At 58.5% G+C, this 20,409-nt stretch carries 18 protein-coding genes and 1 pseudogene; 5 read left to right on the top strand and 14 right to left on the bottom strand.

Annotation, left to right across the window (positions count from 1 at the left end):
• Positions 1 to 19 precede the first annotated feature (19 nt).
• Both VFG26_RS17065 and VFG26_RS17060 read left to right on the top strand, forming a co-directional pair.
• Complete coding sequence (locus VFG26_RS17065; RefSeq protein WP_325027236.1) at positions 20 to 760, top strand: M23 family metallopeptidase; 741 nt, start codon at positions 20 to 22, stop codon at positions 758 to 760.
• 77 nt (positions 761 to 837) lie between these two features.
• Positions 838 to 1,374 (top strand): VOC family protein, encoded by a 537-nt coding sequence (locus VFG26_RS17060; RefSeq protein ID WP_325027235.1) that lies wholly within the window; start codon positions 838 to 840, stop codon positions 1,372 to 1,374.
• Positions 1,375 to 1,801: 427 nt separating this feature from the next.
• Here VFG26_RS17060 and VFG26_RS17055 read toward each other — a convergent pair whose 3' ends face one another.
• The 12 genes from VFG26_RS17055 to VFG26_RS17000 all read right to left on the bottom strand — a co-directional run bounded on the left by VFG26_RS17055 (position 1,802) and on the right by VFG26_RS17000 (position 15,633).
• The gene (locus tag VFG26_RS17055) at positions 1,802 to 2,134 is read right to left on the bottom strand and encodes a hypothetical protein (RefSeq protein ID WP_325027234.1); all 333 of its coding nucleotides are present in this window, start codon (positions 2,132 to 2,134) and stop codon (positions 1,802 to 1,804) included.
• A gap of 213 nt (positions 2,135 to 2,347) precedes the next feature.
• Entirely contained in the window at positions 2,348 to 3,427 is a 1,080-nt protein-coding gene (locus VFG26_RS17050) for a glycoside hydrolase 5 family protein (RefSeq protein ID WP_325027233.1), read from the bottom strand.
• 145 nt (positions 3,428 to 3,572) lie between these two features.
• The gene (locus VFG26_RS17045; protein WP_325027232.1) at positions 3,573 to 4,877 is read right to left on the bottom strand and encodes a lipopolysaccharide biosynthesis protein; all 1,305 of its coding nucleotides are present in this window, start codon (positions 4,875 to 4,877) and stop codon (positions 3,573 to 3,575) included.
• The gene (locus VFG26_RS17040; RefSeq protein ID WP_325027231.1) at positions 4,874 to 5,851 is read right to left on the bottom strand and encodes a glycosyltransferase family 2 protein; all 978 of its coding nucleotides are present in this window, start codon (positions 5,849 to 5,851) and stop codon (positions 4,874 to 4,876) included. The genes VFG26_RS17045 and VFG26_RS17040 overlap by 4 nt, the downstream gene beginning before the upstream one ends.
• Positions 5,838 to 7,439 carry a glucosamine inositolphosphorylceramide transferase family protein gene (locus VFG26_RS17035; RefSeq protein ID WP_325027230.1) on the bottom strand — a complete coding sequence of 534 codons (1,602 nt, stop codon included), beginning with the start codon at positions 7,437 to 7,439 and terminating at the stop codon, positions 5,838 to 5,840. The genes VFG26_RS17040 and VFG26_RS17035 overlap by 14 nt, the downstream gene beginning before the upstream one ends.
• Positions 7,436 to 8,677 carry a glycosyltransferase family 4 protein gene (locus VFG26_RS17030; protein ID WP_325027229.1) on the bottom strand — a complete coding sequence of 414 codons (1,242 nt, stop codon included), beginning with the start codon at positions 8,675 to 8,677 and terminating at the stop codon, positions 7,436 to 7,438. Before VFG26_RS17030 ends, VFG26_RS17035 begins: the two co-directional genes overlap by 4 nt.
• On the bottom strand, positions 8,678 to 9,472 hold the full coding sequence (locus tag VFG26_RS17025) for a DUF1616 domain-containing protein (protein WP_325027228.1): 795 nt from the start codon (positions 9,470 to 9,472) through the stop codon (positions 8,678 to 8,680). It abuts the gene before it with no gap.
• Positions 9,462 to 11,393, bottom strand: coding sequence for a hypothetical protein (locus VFG26_RS17020; RefSeq protein WP_325027227.1), 1,932 nt, complete (start codon positions 11,391 to 11,393; stop codon positions 9,462 to 9,464). Before VFG26_RS17020 ends, VFG26_RS17025 begins: the two co-directional genes overlap by 11 nt.
• A complete protein-coding gene (locus tag VFG26_RS17015) occupies positions 11,390 to 12,514 on the bottom strand; it encodes a glycosyltransferase family 4 protein (protein WP_325027322.1) in 1,125 nt (374 codons plus the stop codon). Before VFG26_RS17015 ends, VFG26_RS17020 begins: the two co-directional genes overlap by 4 nt.
• 11 nt (positions 12,515 to 12,525) lie before the next feature.
• Positions 12,526 to 13,341, bottom strand: coding sequence for a glycosyltransferase family 2 protein (locus VFG26_RS17010; RefSeq protein WP_325027226.1), 816 nt, complete (start codon positions 13,339 to 13,341; stop codon positions 12,526 to 12,528).
• Between the two features lie 39 nt (positions 13,342 to 13,380).
• Positions 13,381 to 14,796, bottom strand: coding sequence for a polysaccharide biosynthesis/export family protein (locus VFG26_RS17005; protein WP_325027225.1), 1,416 nt, complete (start codon positions 14,794 to 14,796; stop codon positions 13,381 to 13,383).
• Between the two features lie 654 nt (positions 14,797 to 15,450).
• A complete protein-coding gene (locus VFG26_RS17000) occupies positions 15,451 to 15,633 on the bottom strand; it encodes a hypothetical protein (RefSeq protein WP_325027224.1) in 183 nt (60 codons plus the stop codon).
• A gap of 496 nt (positions 15,634 to 16,129) precedes the next feature.
• On the opposite strand from VFG26_RS17000, the pseudogene VFG26_RS17660 reads away from it, so the two are divergent.
• Positions 16,130 to 16,438 (top strand): annotated as a pseudogene (locus VFG26_RS17660) (hypothetical protein); the annotation flags it as partial.
• A gap of 116 nt (positions 16,439 to 16,554) precedes the next feature.
• Here VFG26_RS17660 and VFG26_RS16990 read toward each other — a convergent pair.
• Both VFG26_RS16990 and VFG26_RS16985 read right to left on the bottom strand, forming a co-directional pair.
• On the bottom strand, positions 16,555 to 17,067 hold the full coding sequence (locus tag VFG26_RS16990) for a hypothetical protein (RefSeq protein WP_325027222.1): 513 nt from the start codon (positions 17,065 to 17,067) through the stop codon (positions 16,555 to 16,557).
• Between the two features lie 269 nt (positions 17,068 to 17,336).
• Positions 17,337 to 17,615, bottom strand: coding sequence for a hypothetical protein (locus tag VFG26_RS16985; RefSeq protein ID WP_325027221.1), 279 nt, complete (start codon positions 17,613 to 17,615; stop codon positions 17,337 to 17,339).
• A 617-nt stretch (positions 17,616 to 18,232) separates the two neighbouring features.
• On the opposite strand from VFG26_RS16985, the gene VFG26_RS16980 reads away from it, so the two are divergent.
• Entirely contained in the window at positions 18,233 to 19,156 is a 924-nt protein-coding gene (locus VFG26_RS16980; protein ID WP_325027220.1) for a glycosyltransferase, read from the top strand.
• Between the two features lie 104 nt (positions 19,157 to 19,260).
• A complete protein-coding gene (locus VFG26_RS16975; RefSeq protein ID WP_325027219.1) occupies positions 19,261 to 20,325 on the top strand; it encodes a hypothetical protein in 1,065 nt (354 codons plus the stop codon).
• Positions 20,326 to 20,409 lie beyond the last annotated feature (84 nt).

The raw sequence follows: 20,409 nt of genomic DNA, 5'->3' as shown, positions 1-20,409 counted from the left end.
TTCGAGCGAGCATTCAAGCGTGTTGTTCTTCCGGCGGAGACTTGTCGGCGCCATCGCCCTTTCGCTCTGCCTCTTCGCCATGACCACCATCAGCAATTCAGGCAACGAAGGAGAGGCTTCCGCTATCGAGCCCAGTGGGTTGCGACCCGTTTATCCGGCTGAATACGATTGCTCGCCGATTACATCGGAATACGCGAGCTGGATCGACGTCGATGGAACTCGCCGGGATGAAATTCACAGCGGCGTCGATGCCGGGCGGCTCGGAGAATGGGTGATCGCACCTGGCCCTGGAACCGTTCGCGCCGTTTGGCGAGCGAATTGGAAATGGGGCAGCGAAGGTGCGCTGATGATCCGGCACGATCGCCAAGATCTCAATCTCAGCAATGGACCCCAATTCTATTATTCAGAGTTCGACCATCTGGACTTCAATGAGATCAAACATTTCAAGCCCGGCGACAGGATCGAACGGGGCCAGCGGCTCGCACGCGTGACGCGTCCGGGTGAAAACGAGAGCTACCTTCCCGAAGTCCATTGGGAAGTTTGGAAGGCGGACCACGACAAGCTGACGTGGCGCGAGAACCGCTACGGTGCGCCGGACTGGTGGAATGACAGCGCCGAACTCGTCGATCCGCTGTCGATGCTCGCCTTGCAGAACCCTCCAGCCGACGGCAAAAGCGTGCTCATCACGCCCTTCGACCCAGGCTCTGACTACAGCGGCTTTCGGGGATTTACCTATATTATCGCCTGCAAACGGAAGTAGGCTAACTTAGGTTTCACCGCACTTGGCATTGGGCTTGCTTCGGTCCTCTCAATTCGATCCGAACCAGGAGTGGGCCAATGTCCCCAATTCATGCAAAGCCACGTGCCGGCGTCCTCGCGCTTATTTCCACCGTATGCGCCGTTTTCATCGCGATGCCTGCTCAGGCAGAAAGCCCGTCGGGCTCCGCGCAGGGCGATGCGGGCAGCGTTTGGTGGAACGAACTCATCAGCGCCAATCCGGAACGCAGCCGGGATTTCTATGCGAGCGTTATCGGCTGGTCTCCCAAGATCGTAGCCGCGGATGATACGTCCCGTGCACCTGCCCCCGGCGAGAACGAATACACATTGTTCCTGCAGAACGGAGTCGAGAGCGCCGGTCTGACGAAATACGACGGCCATGAGCCGAGCGATCCGAAGCCCGGCTGGCTCACTTACATCCAAGTTGCAAGCGTGGACGATGCTGTTGTCGAAGCGCTGAAAAAGGGCGGCAAGGTCATCAAGGCGCCGACGGATGCCGTGAATGTCGGACGGATCGCGATTGTTGCGGATCCCGACGGCAATCCTGTCGGCCTCTTCGCGCCATCAAACAAAGACGCGCAAGTCGCGGGGCACTGAGCGCGGGCAGGAACAGAGGGCTTCAAGACGAAGCAACGGTTCGGTGCGGCGGTCCGGCATTTATGCCGGGCCGTTTTTGTATGGAAGCCGTCGATCAGGCCGCCCGAGGGAACGGCCCGTCTTTGCAACGCGTTGCCCAGCGAGGAAACGACGATCAATCAAGGACATCCGCAATGGGAAACGGCAACGATCCCCCGACCATTCCTTTTCCAACTCAGGAGCCCGGTGAGCTTCCGACGCTTCCGCCCGAGCCCAAGGAGCCGCCGCAGCCTTCGCCCATACCGATCGACGATCCCGGCGGACCGCCGGAGCCGGATCCTGCACCTCCGGTGCGGTGAAGCAGCAGACATGCGGACGGCCGGCCACGACACACACTGGCGTGTGGCGGCCGGCCGCTTTCATAATGGATGAGCTTGCTGAAGTGAGCTTAGCCGCTAATCCGCGCCGAGCAGGGACGGGCGATAACGACACACTTTGCGGTGATCAAAGCGTTCTTGGCGCAATCCCACCGAACATGTGCTGCACGGTTGAAATTCGCGAACGCGCGGCCGTAACGGTACTCGGCTTCGTCTTCCCAATTGCTAACCGCGGCTTCCCGCGCGCGCTGGCTACCTAGGCCGAAAACCCCTTTGCCGGTCGCGGCGCCTTCCAAAGGTGCACGGCACTCACCGCGCTTATTCCAGCGCGCTGCGTCCGCAGTCGTCGCAGAGCCGACGAGGCAGAGACCAACAAGAACCGCCGCGCCGATTTTGGATATCATTGCTTTTACTCCCCTATTCATCCCAGCGCGCACGACGCCATGGGGAGGTTGTATTGTCAATCAGATGACTGTCGAAATGCGTGGATCTGCGGCTGCAGGGCGACAGGCGGTGATTACGTGCGTTCAGGGAGGATATTTTCCCTTGTGCCTGGGATTTTGTCCCGAGCGAGCTTTATCGGCGATCCGTGCAAATCCGACTGACCAAATTGCGGCTTAAGGAGCTGACAGCGCTTCGACTTTGGCCTGCTTATCTATCTGTTTCTTTGCTGCGCTTTGCATCAGCGTCCACAATTGGCCGCCGTCGTTATGAATATCGAATCCGTCCACTGGATCCGCAGGAAATAGACCGCTGTCCTGTCGCGAGACGAGGCGCCACACGACCCAACCGGCGCAATCGCTATTGTACAACGCCTGCATCCAGCTCCCGTACACGTCAAGCTGATTGGCATGGGCCTTTGACCATCCGAACTCCTCGAGCAGCACCGGCTTGTTGAATGCAACGCTCATCGAACAGAATGCGCTAATGCGATCAGTCATTTGCTCCGGGGTTATTCCGTTGAATCGCGGATAGCCGTGCCAGGTGCCGAAATCGATTTTGCTGATCGCCATATCCGGGAATTCGCCGGTCGGATTGCTGTGGCCGCTTGCCAGGAGATGATTGCGGTCCAGAGATTTGACATACACAGCCATTTCATTGAGCCATGTCGCCAGGAGCGGAGCCGGGTGAATGTCCGGCTCGTTCATAAGCTCCCAGGAAAAGATCGTTGGGTCGGCTGCGTAGCTGACGCCGTTGATGCTGTTGACGCGCGTGATGACGGTTTTCACCCAGCGCTTGTAGTCGGCAATCGTGCGGGGGTCCTTGGCGAAGAAGGAATATTCATCGTCGCTCCCGTACCAGGCCCGCATTTGTTGTGCTCCGCCCGTGTAGGACCAGAAGTCCAGAAAAGCCAATATGACCTTGAGGCCGCGCTTCCTGGCTTCGTCGAGCAGGAAATCGATGCGCTGAAGCCCGTCTGGCCCATCATTCACAACCATGCGCGCCCTGATGGGATCCCAGGCCATCATCACAACGCCGTGCACATTGAGATTGCTTGAATCGGCGGTGCTTCGCCAATTCCAGATTGTCGGCGTCGTGCCGTCCAGTGAGCCGATGACCGGCTGGATGAAGGTTCTCACCACGTTGGCATTCATCGCCACCGCATCATCAAGCACGCGGGTGACCTCGGCTGGCGAGCCAAAGGGCAGGTAATGGTTGTTCACGCCGGCGACGAAGAGGGGCTCGCCCTTCAGCATAAAGCGGTTGCCCTTGACGGTGACGAAGGGTGACGCGTCTTGAGCCTTGGCTCCGGCGGACGGCCAAGCGGCAACACAGAGAAGCGCCGCCGCGATCGCGCCGTGAAACGTTCCGCAAAGCTTGCCCATCGGGTTCTCTATCCTCTCACGTCGGCTGGACCGCAGGCGCTTCCCCGCCCCAACGGGCAGCTGAAAGAACGGCTGGAAGTTGAATAAGGGCTTGCAACACGATCGCTGACATCCAGAAAGTCGTGAGCCCATAGAGGCCGGCGTAAGTCCCGCCGATGACGGCAGCTGCGATTTCCAACAAAGTCCCAGCGCCGACGATCAATGCCGCCGTTCCCATGCGCCGCTGCAGCCGCATGACGGCGATGTAGTGGTACTTGATCATGATGGGCAGCAGGCTCAGTCCAAGCCAATCGAGGCTCGAGCCGGCAATTGCCGGGTAGGCGCTGTTGAAGAAGCCCAGCATAGGCTGCAGGAAAATGTAGCATCCGGCGGCTGCAAGCACGCCGAACAGGGTTGATAATTTGAGCGAGAAGCGCAGACGCGCGATCGCTGCCTGTGGGCTGGCGGACGAGATCGCAAAGAGGGCGGTTGCCGCTGCGCCGGGCACGAGCATGGCCGCCTGCAGAAACATCCACGTGATGTAGAAGACCGAATTCGCGGTCGGTGACAGCACTTCCGTCACGAGGAACGGAAGCGCGATCGATCCGCCTGACGCACCAATGTTCAGCGCATGGTGCCCCAGGATGTCCCCCGAAAACCGTTCAATCTTTGCCAAATCGGGACGGCGGAGATCACTGCGCTTGCGCACGGCGTAGCAGCCAAATGTGCAGGAAAGAGAGACGAAGAGCGCGCCAATCCACACGGCGATGATGGCGGCGGGCTGCACCCCGCTCGCGGTCTTGAAGAGGACCAGAAGAAAAACAATTCGAAGTACCGAGAATATGATCTCGCGAACCATCCGAGCCCAGCTCGCGAGCAGGCCGATGGCCGCTCCGTCGACGGTCACGGCGATAGCGGAGGCGACCACGCCAGCGATAAAGAGCGGACTGTGGTTTTGAACGAGGCCTCTCAACTGGGGCGACAGCCTATCGCTGCAGCTGACGAAAACGAGCGCTGTGAGCAAACTCCCAGCGAAGCTGCACACGAGCGCCGCGGTCATCAGCCCGCCGGCGTTCTCGCTCATTTTCAAGCGGCCCATCAGCAGAGTGCCCAGGCCCAATTCGCCCAGAAAGGCGAGCATATTGATTGTAGAGATTCCTGCGGACGCCAGCCCCTGCTGCTCGGGGGAAAGGCTACGCGCTGTCCAGAGCCAGAATACAAAGCCGAGAAGCGCACTAACGCCCGTAGCAATCGTCAAGAAGCCTGTGTTGGCTAACAGCAATCGGTGCAGGACGATGCCAGCCCCGATGCGATCGGAATAATAGCGGAAACGGTCCCTCATGGCGTTCTTCCGGATCGCAAGGCGTCAAACGTCACAGGGCTGGGCGGATTAGCAAGGAGCGCTCCTTTTTTCGCGAGGTAACCCACGGCTGTGGCGACGAACCCGGTGACGATTGCAGTTGCACGGAACAGGCCCGCGACGTCGCCTCGGAGTGCATCTCCAAAACCACGAACAACGCCACGAGGCAAAGTTTTGGAGACGTAGCGCCGTTCACTGGACAAGGCGTGTTTTGCAGTCGCCATAGCTGCGAGAACCGCCTTGGATGAGCCTTCGGCATAGCAGCGGCGAAGGAAGTAGCGCCACGTCACGCGTTCGCCGCTGACGAGGTGCGTCACCCATGGAGCGTCGTCATACCTGAATTCGCCGTCGCGGAATGCCTTGCCCGCACGGATGCAGAACTCGGTCTCTTCGCAGCCCATCGGCAGGCCAGTCGACGAACGGCCTAGTGACGTCGCGAAGCCACCGACCCCATCGAATACCGCCCGTTGGACGCACATCGCGGCGCCGATGAGGTTTCTAACCCGGCCAGGCGTCATGCCTTCGTAGGTGCAGCCGATCACCCAAAGAAATTCATCCGGAAACCAGGATGGGCGTGCTTGCTGCCAGCGCGGGACGATACGGCTCGTGACACCCAACACGTTTTCGTCTTCGAAATGCGCCGATACCTTTTGGACCCAGTGATCCTCCAGCGCCGCATCATCATCCAGGAACAGCAGCAGGCCGCCCTTGGCGTTTGCAATGCCGGTGTTGCGCGCGCCTGAAAGACCCGGCTCCTCAACATTGGGGATGATCTTTACGCCGGCCAATGTCTGTGTGAGCCATGCCTGCAGCTCGAGATTGTGATCAACGACAACAATGATTTCGCTGACCGGCAGGGTTTGACATCTGGCCGATCGAACGGCTTCGAGCATCGCTTCGCGCCGCTTGTTCGAATGGACGCAGATGATCACCGAGACGCCTTCAGTTGGGAGCATATGTCTGCTCCTTCTTCAGAACGGCTGCATGGCCAGATGTGCTCGGCAGTAAGTCGCGCGCAGCTGCTTTCGTCTCGTAGACGAATTCGATGAGATCGCTCTTCGGGGCGCCGAATACATCGACGGTCTCGAGGGGTCCGCAGCGATTGAAGGTGTGACCTCCGGGAAGTTCTCTGACATCACGCGGCCGGAGCGTTCCAACCTCGTCCTGCATGAAGGCGCGACCCGCAGGTAACGTGAACCGGCACCAGACGATTGCGCCGCCATACCGGTGCGTGCAGTCCTGAGTGGGCCTGTAGAGAGTTTCGCCAGCGCCAATGATGTGCCCCGCGGGCCGGGATGTTCTGGGATCGAGCGACAAAGGTTGCGGCCCGCAGGGAGCCCACGGACCTTGCAATGCCGGCGCATGGAAGAGACATAAACGATCGGATGGCGATCCCTTGCCGGCGCAAGAGGCGAAAAAGAGCCAATAGCCGCTAGCATCACGATAAAGCGTCGGGTCCGATGCCGCGACGTTTTCGATGAGCACCGCCTCCTTGACCCACTCGAAGGGGAACGTCTTGCAGCGATAGAGGGAGACCTGATCGCTCGTGCCGGATTCGGGAATCATCCAGCACTGCCCGTTGTCCGCGAAAATCATTGGGTAGGAGAGGTGATGCGGCTCTTCGATAATCGGCCGTGGAGCCATCTTTGGATCATTCAGGTCAATGACCGAGATGATGCCCTTGCCGGTTGCGTAGGGATATTCCTCGCAAAACACCCACGCGTGGCCTTGCGAGAAGGCGGGAAACGGGTCGGCAAGAAAGCGGCGGCCATCATCGGGAATTCGGCTATAGGTGATCGTCGTCGCGGCGCCGGCCGGATCAAACCGCGTGCCCGCTGCGTTGCGCCATCCAATGACCCATCTATCGCCGCCGCGGGACATCGTATCCAAGCGGCGCGCGAGACGGTGACTCAACGCCGATACCGCATGCATGATCATTGGCAACGCCAGCGACGCGCGTGTGACGCCCCCGTTTCCGGCGTGGGCCGTGCCTGCTGCAGGCCGAACCGGCACGGCTGAGCATTCCCAGACCAGCAGATCGATCATGCGGCCGCAGGCATTGTTGAGTGTTTTGGAAAGAATGGTGGGGCGTTCGGTTTCGATGGCATATGCCGTACTCGCACCGCCATGCGTTGCCTCCTCAACGCCGATCGTGACTTGCCGGTCGTCAAGCATCGCAGCGAGTGCTCCGGCTTCGCTCGGCAATCCGTTGAAGAGAGGACGGAGAACTCTCCGGCCATCGGGGGCAAGCGCATCACCGCCATCCAAGCGAATGACGATGTCGAACACGCAGGAGTCCTGGTGCGGGATCGGCTGCGCTCCGAGTTCTGCTTCATCGGATGGTATGGCGGCGATAAGAGGTTTTTCCGAAATGCCGTAGACGACACGTTCAAAGGCCAGCGTCAGCGGCAAGGCGGCGGGTAGCGGAAGTTTCCCGTCGGAAATGTACAGAGCGAGATCGTGCTCTTCGGCGAGCAATCGCGCGACGAGGACCTTGTGCCACTCACGCGCGCACGTTTCGCCGATAACCACGCAGATCTTCATTGCAGCCTCCCGGCGCGCGAGACGCCTATGCCGCCTTCGTAAATTCTCTCGATCCGCGGAACGACGGCTTCGGACATGAAGGCGCCAACGTGGACGCGGCTCGCCTCGCCCATTTTCTCTCGCAAGTCGTGATTCTCTGACATCGTCACCAGAGCCCCTCTTAGGGCCTCGACATCAGCAGGCGGAACGAGAATGCCCGTCTTGCCGTCGGCGACGGTCTCGGGAAGCCCGCCGGTGCGACAAGCGACGACAGGCTTGCCGAACGCATTTGCCTCCATCACCACGGTCCCGCAGGTTTCGAGACCTTCGGAGGGCGCAATTCCAAACAAGCAACGGTTCCACGCGTGCAGGATTGCTGCGTGAGGCCAGCTATCCAACATCGTGACATTTGGAGGGAGGTTGTTCGGGGTGTCTTTGCAGCGGCGGCCGATGAGCACAAGCGGTGGAGCATTGGCCATTCTGCGGTAAGCCTCGATGAGCGTGTGCACGCCCTTGAGCCGCATCAGGTCGCCGACGAACAGCATGAAATCCGATTTTGGCAAGAGCGAAAGATAGTTTTCGTAGCCGTCCGCCAACTGACCGACATCTTCGGCAATAAAGGTGGGAATGACCTCGAACTGGTGGAGCTTCGGATCCATTCCGCACCGGCTCGCCACCGAATTGCTGACCGCAATGAACGTATCGACTTGGCTCAATCCCATACGTCCAAGAGATGCATTCGTGAGCCACGTCACCGCGCCCTTGACAGCGCCGTAATGCTGGCTCGCGCAAGGCAGACACTTCAACGGCGCTGGACCCGAGCAGGGCGCGGCGTCACGGATCATGCTCTTCTTGGCACAAACGATGCTGTAGTCGTGCAGGGTCACGACGAGGCGCTGCTTATAAATGCGCTGCAACGGCAGGTACGAGTGCAGCAACCAGTTGTGGGCATGAACGACATCCGGTCTTTCCGCCCGCAGGATGCGGTTCAGGCGAAACATCAATTCCGGATCAGGGAAGGGCGGCGCGTGCCGTCGCTGGCTTTCAGAGAACAAACCTGCGTTGCGTTGCAGAGATCCTTGCAGGCGATGGATCGTGACGCCGGATTGAACTTCGACGTCGGGCTGATCGCCTTGCTTGATCGTCGCGACGCTGACGTCGTGTCCTCTTCGGACAAGAGCTTCGCTCAAAACTTTGACGTGCCGTTCTTCGCCGCCGATGATTGGCGGGAAGAACTGAGTGAGCATTAAGATCCGCATTCAGCGCACCCCTTCCTGCGTTGGCTGATGGACTTCGGCCGTGATCTGCAGCTGCTGCTCAGTGCTCTTTGCCGGAGGGATCGAGGCCCACACCTTCTGGCCCTCGATCCCCGGATCGCTCCGATCGCGAAGTCTGGCTATGAAGCGTTGTTCTTTTGGGAAGTTGGCTTTGATCGGCAGCTCAATGACGCGTTGCCATGTCTCGCCATCGGCCAGAACGATGCCGCTCCAAGACGCGATGGTCCCCTGTTTCGATAGGACGTCGAAGTCATAAGTTGACGGCCGCAGCTGCTTATTTGAGAAACCCACCGCGTAAAGCGAGCCTCCTGCCGGCACCATCCAAAGCTCGCTAAAGCGGAACTCGCGATGCCTGACATAGCCGTATCCCGACAGCAGCAGCGCCGATATCGCGAGCGCGGAGGCCCCAATAAGAGAGCGCTTGTCTCGTTTCGTGAACCTCGGCAGGCGTTCGTTCGTCTGGTCGCTCCACCCGGCAAAGGGCAAGAGCAGGAGTGTGATGCTGCCCATCATGATCGACCATCCCGCGGGCTTCAGCATCGCAATCTTGTCCAGGCCGAAACCTGCCAGGACGGTGATAGCAAGGCTAGCCGCGACGGCGAGTGCGAACCGCTCCAGATCGAGCGGCAGACCGGGAAATGCGATCTTTGTTGCCACGAAGCCCGGAACGAACAGGATCATCGGAACGGCCAAGCAGATGCGCGCTGGCTCGGGAAACAGCGGCGATATCAATGTTGCGAGCGCGAGCGTTGCGCAAATCTGAGGGTCATTGCGCATCGGTGGCATCCCGCAGTGCTGCGATGTTTATGATCGACATGAAGCCGTTGTCGAAAACGCGGCTGACGCCAGGGAGGCCGTTGAACTTGGTCAGAACGCGCGGGAGCGGCGGCTTGCGGTAAACAGGTCCGGGATCGAAATAGAAGCCCATGGGCGGCAGCTGCTGGGTAAGCCGCATGTCGATAAGAAAATAACTCGCCGATGTTTGGCGGATCGCATCGATTTCCGCCGGGCCGACTTTCTCCGCAAAGAGGACCTCTCCAAGATCAACCCTGTCGTAAAGGTTCGTAATCACCTGCTGGCCACCGTATGCTGACAGCAGGAGACGATTGACGCGGTCTGAAAAGAAGCGGTTGCGGGTGCCGAGCCATTGGCGGGTCCAGGTCGCTGCGCTGATCGCCATCGGTTCTACGGAATCGGAATCGGCGGCGACCCGATAGACCGGGCTACCTAGGATGAAAGCGCCGCTGCCGCTGAAGACGCCGGCAGAAACGCAGAGCGCAATCGCGGTGCCGATGATGCCGGCGCGCAGGCGGCTCTGTGACCAGCCCTGCCAAAACGTGATGAGGGCAATCGCGACGACGACGCCGGCCCCCAGGAATGCGAACGGCGCGATCCGATTGCCAACCTCCCAGCCAGCATGCGTCAGGCGTAGCAGGATGCTCACCGGGTAACCCAAGGTCAGCAAGGTCAGAACAACGAGCCGGTTGTTGTCCCAACGCAGGAATTCGCGCCACTTCCCAGGAAAGCGCTGCCAAAGCACTGGGACGCCGCCGGCGGCCAGGGCGCGAAAGAAGCCTGTGGCGAGTGCCGCCGACATAAGCACAACGGATATTATCGCGATGGCTCGCTGCCAGACGGGCGCTGTCGATCCATCTTCGGCGACGAATGGCAGACGTCCGCCACCAAAGGACAGGAAACGCGCGGCTTCCGCGACCGCTTGGTCGAAAACGGGTCCGAGATAATTTTCTGTTGGGTTACCGGTCCACATGCTCCAACCGCCGGCAGACACGATCGCAACGGCCGGCAGCGCTAGAATGCGCAGGAGAGAGCGAGGGGACTTCCGGCTCGCGATCTCGACGACGGCGAACGCGGCCAACAGCAGGGCTGTGATGAAGGCGGTCAAGTGATGCGTTACTGCAAGCGCGGCAAGGATCGGCAGTGCAATGATCCAGACGGGTCGCCAACTCTCGGTCTGCTCGACCCGGCCATCGATAAGGAGCGCGATGGCGAGAAAGAATATCGCGAGGCTTCCATAGGAGTACGTGGTGTCGAAGTAGACGAAGCTCGGCACACACATGTAGACCGCGGCGGCAAGCGCGGCCACACGCTGCGAGCCTGAGGCCCGCTCATAGACGAGAAAAAGCGCGGCAACGAAGAGCATGCGGATAACGATCAGCAGAAGCTGCGCGCTGACAAAGAGCGGCAATCCAGAGATCTCGGTGAGCGCGGTCGTCACGATCTCGATAGCCGGATACACCGATGAAATCGGCAGCAGGGGGTTGGGCGTGAAGAGGTGGCCTGACCGCATAATGTCGTTTGCCGTGGCCCAGTGCAGAAACGCGTCGTGATCGACGAATGCCGTCGGCTCGTGAAGCATGCGGATGAGAAACAGACCCAAAGCCGCGAGCAGAAGAAGCGCGATCCGCTCCAGCCTCGAAGGGGTGGGCCAGACCAGCCGGGCGCTGATCGGTAGCACGAGAAGGCCAATGGCGGCATAGAATAGAGGGGAGGCCCACGCAGCCGACCAGCGATTGGCCTGCGTGCCGGTCGCGGCCAAAGCGATGCAAACGCCGGCCCATAGCGCTAAAGAGGGAAACCAGCCCCAGTCCGCTGTCGTTGCACGCTCCTGCGGATAGCCCGCCTCCGCTGGAAACAGCGGTCGCGCCACCGTCCATGCTCGTGCGAGGAATGAACTCATTGCGCCTCGCAGGTCTGCGGCAGTGCTGCGTTAGGGATGCGCTTGGCGAGGACGCTTCGATACAGGTCTTCAAGCTCGCTCGCGCATTCATCCCAAGACGACAGCTTCACAAGCCTCGGCGCTTGCGGCTTCGTCATCGCGTCATGCATTGCCGCCGCGACGGCTTCCGGGCTGGCGTTCAGCGGGACTGCTCGGGCCAATCCGCGGTCCGCAAGTTCCCGTAACCCAGATGTGGAGTTAACCAGCACCGTTTTGTTGAGCGAGAGTGCTTCCAGGACGGCCACAGGGTGGGCCTCATAGTCACTGAAGAGAACGACGAGGCGGGCTTTGGTCAGCAATGCCGCCATATCGGCACGGCGGCCTGGCGGAATTGCCCCTATGCTGACTTTATCGGCCAGGCCGAGCCGCGCGATGCGCGTCCGCAAAGCTTGCTCGTAAGGGCCGCCACCCACGATCTGAAGCCGGGCGCCCGGATGCAAACGCAAAAGATGCGGCATGGCTTCAAGCGCGCGGTGATGGCCTTTATACCGTTCGAGCCGGCCGACCGAGAGGATGAGATTTTCATCTCCGGCCGCTTGGCCGCCGGGCACCATTTGCGCGCTGAAGTCGGCTCCATTCGGCACCACGCAAACACGCTCTTCGGGCATGCGCATCGCACGCGCGAAGTGCGCAGCCTCGAAGTGCGATACGGCGATGCAGATCTCGGCCCGGCGCGCGAGAGGGGCCAGTGCGGCAGCCTGAATTCCCCGAATACCGTTCCGCAGTGCTGACGAATGCCCGCCACTATGGAAGGATAGGATGAATGGAATGCCGCTCTTCGCTGCCGCCGACATTGCGGCTGGCGCAAACAGCGTATGATAGCCTTGGACGTGGACGATGTCGGGACGCGCACTCGTCATTTCGCGTGTGACCCCGGGGGTCAGATGCCAGTCACGCCCAGCCGGCCAGCTCCTCAAGCGGAGCACGTTCATGTCAGCGATGATTTCGCGTTCCGGTAACCTGCCTCCCGGATTGGCCGTGAGGATGGAGACGGCATGACCGCGAGCGGCGAGACGGAGTCCCACCTCATGAACGTGGGTTTCCGTTCCGCCCGCGAATGGAAAATAGCGCGCTGAGGCCATTAAAATACGCATCACACCGTCCGCGCTACACGCTGCTCACCGCCTAACGGCGAAGGCGACGCACCATCGGTGCTCATGGTTCGACTGGCCGGTTTTCGGAACACCTCCTTGCAGATCGTCCAGAGAACCCGGCTGCCATCCGTCAACGCATTGAGATTGCTTTCCCCATAAATCCGGTTTGTCTCGAACGACGGGACTTCAATGATTTTCACGCCGGAGCGCAAAGCACTGAGATTGAGCGCCGTTTCGATTTCGAAGCCATCGCACGCAACATTGAAGAGCGGCAGATGACGCTTCCAGAACGCGTTGTAGCCGTAGCAGAGGTCTGAAAAGCCGGATCCGAAAAGCACGCGGACGATTTGCGTGAGCCCCCAGTTTCCAAGCATCCGAATGAACGACATGTCTTCGGTGCCGCCGCCTTGCAGGAACCGCGACCCCTTTGCGAAATCTGCTCCCGCCATCAGCGCGGCAACGAACAAAATCAGTTCTTGAGGATTCATCGAGCCATCGGCGTCAATGGAAACGATGATGTCACCCGACGCTGCGTTGAAGCCGGCGCGGAGCGCCGCACCCTTGCCCTTCCTGGGTTCTTCGATGACGCGGACGGCCGGATGCAATGCGCGCGCGACCTCGCGCGTATTATCGGTGGAGCGGCCGTCGACGATGACGATCTCATGAATCCAATCAGGCATTCTGGCGAATAAGATCGGCAGGTTTCTGGCTTCGTTGAGCGTCGGGACAATCACGCTGACTGTCGGAAATCCGACGCTGCATTCGGCAATTTTGGGCACGCCTTTATTGGCGGCCGACGTGGCACTCGTACTCATAGGGCTGCTCCCGCTACGCCAGGACAAAAAGGTGGGGGATCACATCGGCTGTTTGAATTCCGACGTCACAACGACACGCACGAGATCACCGGGATTGATGGATTCTGTGCCGGGAACGGTGAGAGTTTGCCGGTTGCTGCGGGTTCCGCGAACGATCTGGAATTGCGTGTTGCCGCCGCTGCCTTCGCTATCAACGATGAGGGCAGTGCGCATCGCATCGAGCGCACTGGAACTCGCGGACGTCGTGCTCGAAGCTTCCGCGACTTGCGAACGCAGCTCCGCAATCTGCTGCTGAAGTTCGATCTTAGTCTGGTTCTCGAGGGTCTGCTGCTCTTTTTCCAGCTGCGCCAACTTGCTTTCCGTCTCGTGGATGGCGATGCTCGACTCGTGTACTCGCGCTCTCGTGTCACTCAGCTCAGCTTCGGCCGCAGCGCGGATCGGGCGGCCGATCTTGTCACCGAGACTGGCGAGGTTATCGACGCGCGCAAGTCTTGCCGAAACGCCCGATTGAACCTGATCCTGCCGCTCAATCTGACTTTGCAGTTCATTGCGGGTCGATTGAATGGAAGAGGCGAGGGCCTTGGCCTGAGCCTCCCTGTTTCGTACCGCGAGCGCCCGTAACGATGCTTCCGTTGCGAGGAGTTCCTTGGCTTCACTTGGGCTGCAAAGTTGGAGGAGCTCGCGCGATGCCGAGACTTCTGTTGCGTCACGCTCTGCTGTCAAAACGTCAAGCTTGGCCCAGAGCCGCTTCAGCCGATCGCCGGCTTTCTGTTTCTGCTCGGCCTCATGAACGGCCTGGAGAATGTTTCCGAGGTCAACAGCCGGATTATCATAGCCTCCGGCCATTGCGATGACGTGAAGAACCGTCATGCCGTCCTTGTACTTGTAATAGCCGGGCTTCTTGACGGGTCCGACGATATAGACGGGCCGTCGATTGACAGTGACGCTCATGAAGGCGAAGCGTCCGATGAGTTGCTCGAAGGCGGTTTTTGCGTCGGCCTCGAATTGAGCTACCGATCGGCCTGCGACCTGGAACGCACCGAGCAGCGGGACCACAACCACCCCATCCTCCCGGACGTCGTAGTCGCCTGTTAGCTCAGTTCTTTGCTGGAAGCTGACGGCCGGGCGGTTAGAGAAGCTCTTCGCCGCCCATTTGTCGTCCTCGTTTATCAGGCGCTCGTAGAACGCCAGTTGCAGCGTGTCGCCCACCGAGATTATCGAATTGTCGCCTGTTCTCTCCGCGGGCTTCGTAACTGGAGGCGCTGCGGTCTTTACAGGTTTGCTCTGTTCAACTGCGTCGCTAATCGCGATCAACGGCGCGGAATTCGCCCGAGGCGCCGCCGCCGACGTCAAATCGAGCTTTAAATACGCAAACCAGCCGACAATCGCGATTAACGCGATTGGAAAGAGCAGATTGAATAGAGACGATGCGCGACGCACAACATTCAGCAGCATGGGTTACCCCCGGAAAATTCCGGTTAAAAGAAAATCGCCAACATACAATTCACGTGCAATATCGTTCGGCCGCGAAAACATCAAAGCCGCAGCCGTAATTTCAAAAATCCAATATGCGCTTATTTAGTTACCCGGGACGCTAGGCCCCGTTTGCAACCGTGCAATTCGGATCGTATTCATCTGCAACGAAAAAGGAAATTTCAGCGAAAAAATTCTCAATACATCAAAATCGTCAGTCGGCACTCAGGCGCTACGGCAAAGCCTCGCTTTTTTACGCGCCGCACCAGGGAACTCAAGCCAAATCAAATTGCGTGCGGCGGAGATGTTTCTTTATTGCTAGCCGTTCCTTACTACCGCGGCCCCAATACACCGCAACAAATATGACGTGAGATAAATCACGCGCCTTCTCGATGTTTGGTGAATTGGCGGGACCAACATAGACGGCAAAATTTAAGGTCGGCTGAAGAAGCCATCCAGCGATAGTGTTTTTTCAGAGTTTCGAAATGCAGGCATTATGGCGGCCGAGAGCAATTTCATCTCTGTGCGGATTGCTTTGAGCGGCGATCGTTTGGCGAGCTGATCCTCTGGCCGCAAAGTGCGTTGATCACGGGCTGCTCATCATCAGTTGCGGGCACGCCTAGCGATTTTATATCGTCACAACCCGCTCATCGCGAGCCGGTCCTCGCGCGCGACGACAAGTTGCTCGCCGCGCTTTTGTCCGGTGACCTTCGCGAGGTCTTCTTGCAAGCACTGAATACTGGATAACCGGCGCTTGAACGGCAGCCGCCAATCCAGGCGTACCAGCGGCTTGTCCCTTCTGAAGTTGCCCCGCGGCATACATCCGATAGAAACGCCACTGACGTTTCCTTTTTTCGCATCGATGGCGCAAATGCGCCTTGGGAATTGCGCAGCAATCGCGATGCCGCGAATTGAAGAGCATTCTATCCGTTAAGCACTCAGAAGAAACAGTGGAACTGCCAAGCGAAACCCCGGTTTGCGCGCAGAGAGGCACAAGCCCTCGGGTAGCTTAAGGAGAATATAAATGGCTATCAGAAATGCTTCGAAAACGAAGATCGCCATTTGCGCAATTGCTCTCGCGCTTGGCGGCGGCATGCTTTCAACATCGGCAAACGCATGCGGCTTTGGTTTTGGCGGATGCGGATGCGGTGGTGGTGGCTACGGCTGGCGTGCCGGCGTTGGTTATCCGGTCGCCGCAGGTTGGGGTTGGCGCAGAGGCTGGGGTTATGGCGGCTGGGGCTGGCGTCGTAGGGCTTGGGGATATCCCGGCTATGGCTACGGCTGGCGTGCAGGCTGGGGCTACCCCGGCTGGGGCATCGGCTGGGGCTGGCGCGGCGGCAGAGGCTGGGGTTGGCGGCATAGAGGATGGGGTTGGCGAGGCGGCTATCGCGGTCCTGGCTATGGATTCCGCGGCGGCTGGGGAGGCCGTGGTTGGGGCGGTGGCCCGGGCTTCAGACGTGCGGGCTTTGGCGGCCGCGGCTTCGGCGGAGGCGGCTTTAGAGGCGGCGGGTTCAGAGGCGTAGGTATGGGCGGTGGCTTTAGAGGCGGCCTCGGTGGTGGTGGCTTCAGAGGCGGCTTCGGTGGCGGTGGCGGTTTCAGAGGCGGCGGCGGCTTCAGAGGCAGATAAGTTCATATCGAAGTGGCGGCGGACGATTCCGCACGCCGCTTTCTCAAATCACTAAGCGGACCGCATAACATACATATGCGGTCCGCATTTATTTTGACCGCGCTAGGCCGCGCTTAGTATGCCGGCCGCGGAGCGCGGCTTCCTGCCGGCCTTTGGGATCCAGACTTCTGCACGCTTCTCGTTGACGGATTGGCGTAGCACTTCTTGATGTTCGCGCAGCGCGCGATCCCGGACGGATATCCGGGGCTGGCCGGTTCATTTTCCAAGGCTTTGCACACGGTATCGACGCCCTCGGACGTCAGCCATTTTTCGCGCGCACCCTCTTGGGCCGCGATGCAGTCTGCGGCGAGTTCGTTGCCGCCCACCGTCTTGTGTGCGCATTCATGCTTGAAGACGAACTTCCGGACTGCCGGTGGCAGCTGATTCATCAGCCCATGATTGATAATGATGCCCCTGCCAGGCACGAAGCGTCCTTCCATCGGAAGACGATTGTCGGAAAACACGCGTGTTGAGCCGCAGCTCATGGATTGTCCGGCAATTGAGACGGTGGTGGCAGCCTCGGCTCGATGCGCGCAGACCGTTGCCACGGCTGCCGCCAGAATACTCAGCACAAATCGATGTTTCACTTCAGAGAGATCCCTCGGGGTTGTATCCCGAGGTTCAACATCAATTGTGCTTAGAATCTGACGCTAACTGATCACTATTGCCGCTGCGGCCGAATTGTCCTGCAATGAAGCATGAAGGCTCACCGCCGCAGGGTAAACATCTGCTGCACACCCGATCGCGGCGTCAGTTTGGACACGAACTATCGGAGGCGCCGCGGCGGCCGAATATCGACATTCGTGACAGACGCGCCGGATCCTGCTCGTCGCTCAGGGTTGCGATCGCTCGATAGCTAATCAAGCTTCGGCGGCGTATCACGCGCGTCGAGGCATTTCCGTCCGTCCCAGTAACGGAAGACGCCACATCCGTTGCGGCTCGCGGGCGGCGTTACCGCGACAGGTGCGCGCTGTCTGAAGCCATATCCTGCTGGAGGTGGTCCGTAGGCGTTGGGAGGATAGTGGCGGGCTGGCGGCGCCGGCTCCTGTGCTTGGGACGCTGCAGGCAGCGCTCCCAACGCGAGGAGCGGCAGGGCTAAGATCATCAGCTGTCGGCTGAAATTGGATCGTTTCATGGGCGTGACCTCCACAGGCTGGGGCTCTTTCGAGCCTCTTGTTCGCCCTCCGTCACAAGGCAGTGTACACTGTTAGGAGCGAGGGGAGTACCAATCTTCCAGCCAAACCCCAGCTTCAGCTCCTCGCTCATTCCTATGCCAGGCGCATCACCGACCGCGCAGCGACTTCAAGCGGCTTGTAATTAAGGTGATTGAAAGTCGCTCTCGACATTTGACCCGAACAAATACCGAATTCACAGGGTTGTGATGTATAGTGCCACGTTCCAATTGTCTCACGAACAGATCCGCGGTTTGGTTTTGCTGCGGGAGACGTGATCAATGCCATAACGGCATTCGACGCAGTTCCTGCGCTCAACATTCATTTCGACGCCATTCCAGATCTCAGTAAAAGTCAATTCGTCAGAGCCCATACAAACTTTTATCTGCTGGATTTATTTCCGTCGCCGGACGCATATCGTTCTGCATTGTAATTAGTTGGTCCTCTTTTTATCTGCGACCACGACAAACCCATTTTTCCAGTGAGCGTATAATTTTGCCTCCGCGTGATCACGGAAAGCGATCGCGTTCGACGCGGAGATGGATGGACGAACCATTAGTTTCGCCTGGAGACACCAATTATGGTCGATTTCTCTGCAGCGGTCTGCACCTATAATCGGGCGCTTCATCTAGATAAATGCCTGGAGTCATTCAGTCGGCAGACTGCTTCATCTCCCAATTTCGAAGTCATTATTGTCGATAATGCCAGCACCGATGGAACGCGAGAGGTTGCAGAGCGATGGGCTGACCGCGATCCTCGCTTTATCTACACATACGAACCTGTGGAAGGCCTGGCGAGAGCACGCAACCATGCATTGGAAATGGCTGCATCGCCTTTTATTGCTTTCACAGATGACGATGCCGTTGTTCCGGACAACTGGGTTCAATCGTACTTTCAGACCTTTTCCAAACTTCCCGATGATGTTTTTGCTATTGGCGGAGAAATAGATCCAATTTTTGAAGCGGATCGGCCGCATTGGCTGACAGATGAGCTTCTGAAGCCACTCTCCGCGCGACTGGGATGGTCGGACGAGGCCCGGATGTTGGTTTCGGACGAATGGCTATGCGAAGTCAATATTGCATTCCGAGTGGAACTGCTGCGGCAGCACGGCGGCTTTCCCGAAGAGCTCGGGAGGAAGGGCGATAACTTGCTATCGGGCGAGAATTTCGTGAATGTGATTGCAAGAAGTAATGGTTTCAAAGAATACTTCGACCCTGCCATTCGGGTACAACATTTCATTCCGGCCTCTCGGCTCACCAAAACTTGGTTTCGCAGACGCTATTTTTGGCAGGGCGTTACCCAGTCGAAATACCCCAATATTGCCAGACAGAAGTATGATCAGAATTATCCGTATTGGCAGCAAATCGGCGTTCCGACATCGACGCGGGACTGGCTTAACCTATTGTCTGATAGCACCAGCGATGAGGAATTCGCCGGAAACTGCTTTCGAATATCCGACCTTGGTTACATCATTGGCCTCAACGAATTGATATCTGGTCGATAACAATGACGATATCGCCGTCTAACGTAACAATATGCTTTGCTACGATTGACCGCCCTGCCTCGTGCTTTCGTTTAGTCGAGAGCATCAGAAGGCATTATCCGAACGTGAGAATATTGATCGGTGAGCAAGAGCGTAACGCGGGCTGCTCTAAGTTGGCTGGCATAGATGCCGAAGTCGTGAGTTTACCTTACGATTTTGGTGTCTCAGCGTCACGCAACGCTCTGGCTTCTTTGGTTAGGACCCCATATTTTTTACTTTGCGATGACGATTTCATTTTCTCCGCCATTACGGATCTTGCGTGCGCGCAGATCGTTTTTAATTCGGACCCCGATATCGCTATTGTTGGCGGGCTCTTGTTTGACCTCCGTGACGGCGAAATGATTAGCGATAATCATCCTCGTTCCTGGGAAAAGGTATTGTACCTCGACAAAAGCCGGAGAACGTTGACCCTAATCCCAGCAGAAATTGGACGGCCCAGACCCATCTATGCAGGTGATGTTCCTTATTTTCTCGTCGATGCGGTTCTCAATTTTGCAATGATGAGAACCAGCGCCTTTCATAGCGGAAGGGTGGGCTGGGATCCGCAGTTTAAAATCACGGGCGAGCATGAAGATTTTTACCTCAACTTGAAAACGAACGCTCCGGACTTGAAGGTCGCCTATTGCCCATCCATGATGGCTTATCATCATCATGCGAACAGCCACTACGGCGCTGATTATCAGCACCTTCGCGGCCGGTTGGACGGTTGGCGGCTATTCTCAAAAAAGTGGGATGTTGATCGCGTGATCGATGTCAGAGGAGTCGGGGGCGAATGCGTAAACGTCAGCACAGCTGAGGTCGGCGAAATACCTTGGCGTTATATGGATCAAATGAAGGCCATTTGGAAACTCGAAGGAAGGTTTGATCTACCTCCGGGATCCATAGGCATCGACTTCAATGGTCGCGCTTATACGCATATGCCTACGCATATGCCTCTTATCCCAGAGCAGCACGCCGAGGTATCAAAGCCTGCCTGCCCCGTATGTGTCGCAGCTCAATCGGGAAAGCGTGTGGACCGGTCTCAATATCGGCGCCTCCTAGCGTTCCTGTCGTTCATGCGCCACCCCTTCAACCTAGGTAAGCAAAAGCAGTTTCGGCGCAGATGGCGCTTTGTACAGCTCTCAACCTAGCGCATCTGCTGCCGCGCCCGCCGAATTTTGAAGTTTGAGTTCTCTCGCAACGTCAACGCGCGCCGGGGATTGCGACCTGCTTCC

This window comes from Hyphomicrobium sp., from assembly GCF_035687085.1.
GTDB lineage: Bacteria > Pseudomonadota > Alphaproteobacteria > Rhizobiales > Hyphomicrobiaceae > Hyphomicrobium_B.
The sequence above is the reverse complement of the archived record's forward strand: the minus strand, read 5'-3'. Positions and strand labels throughout refer to the sequence as shown.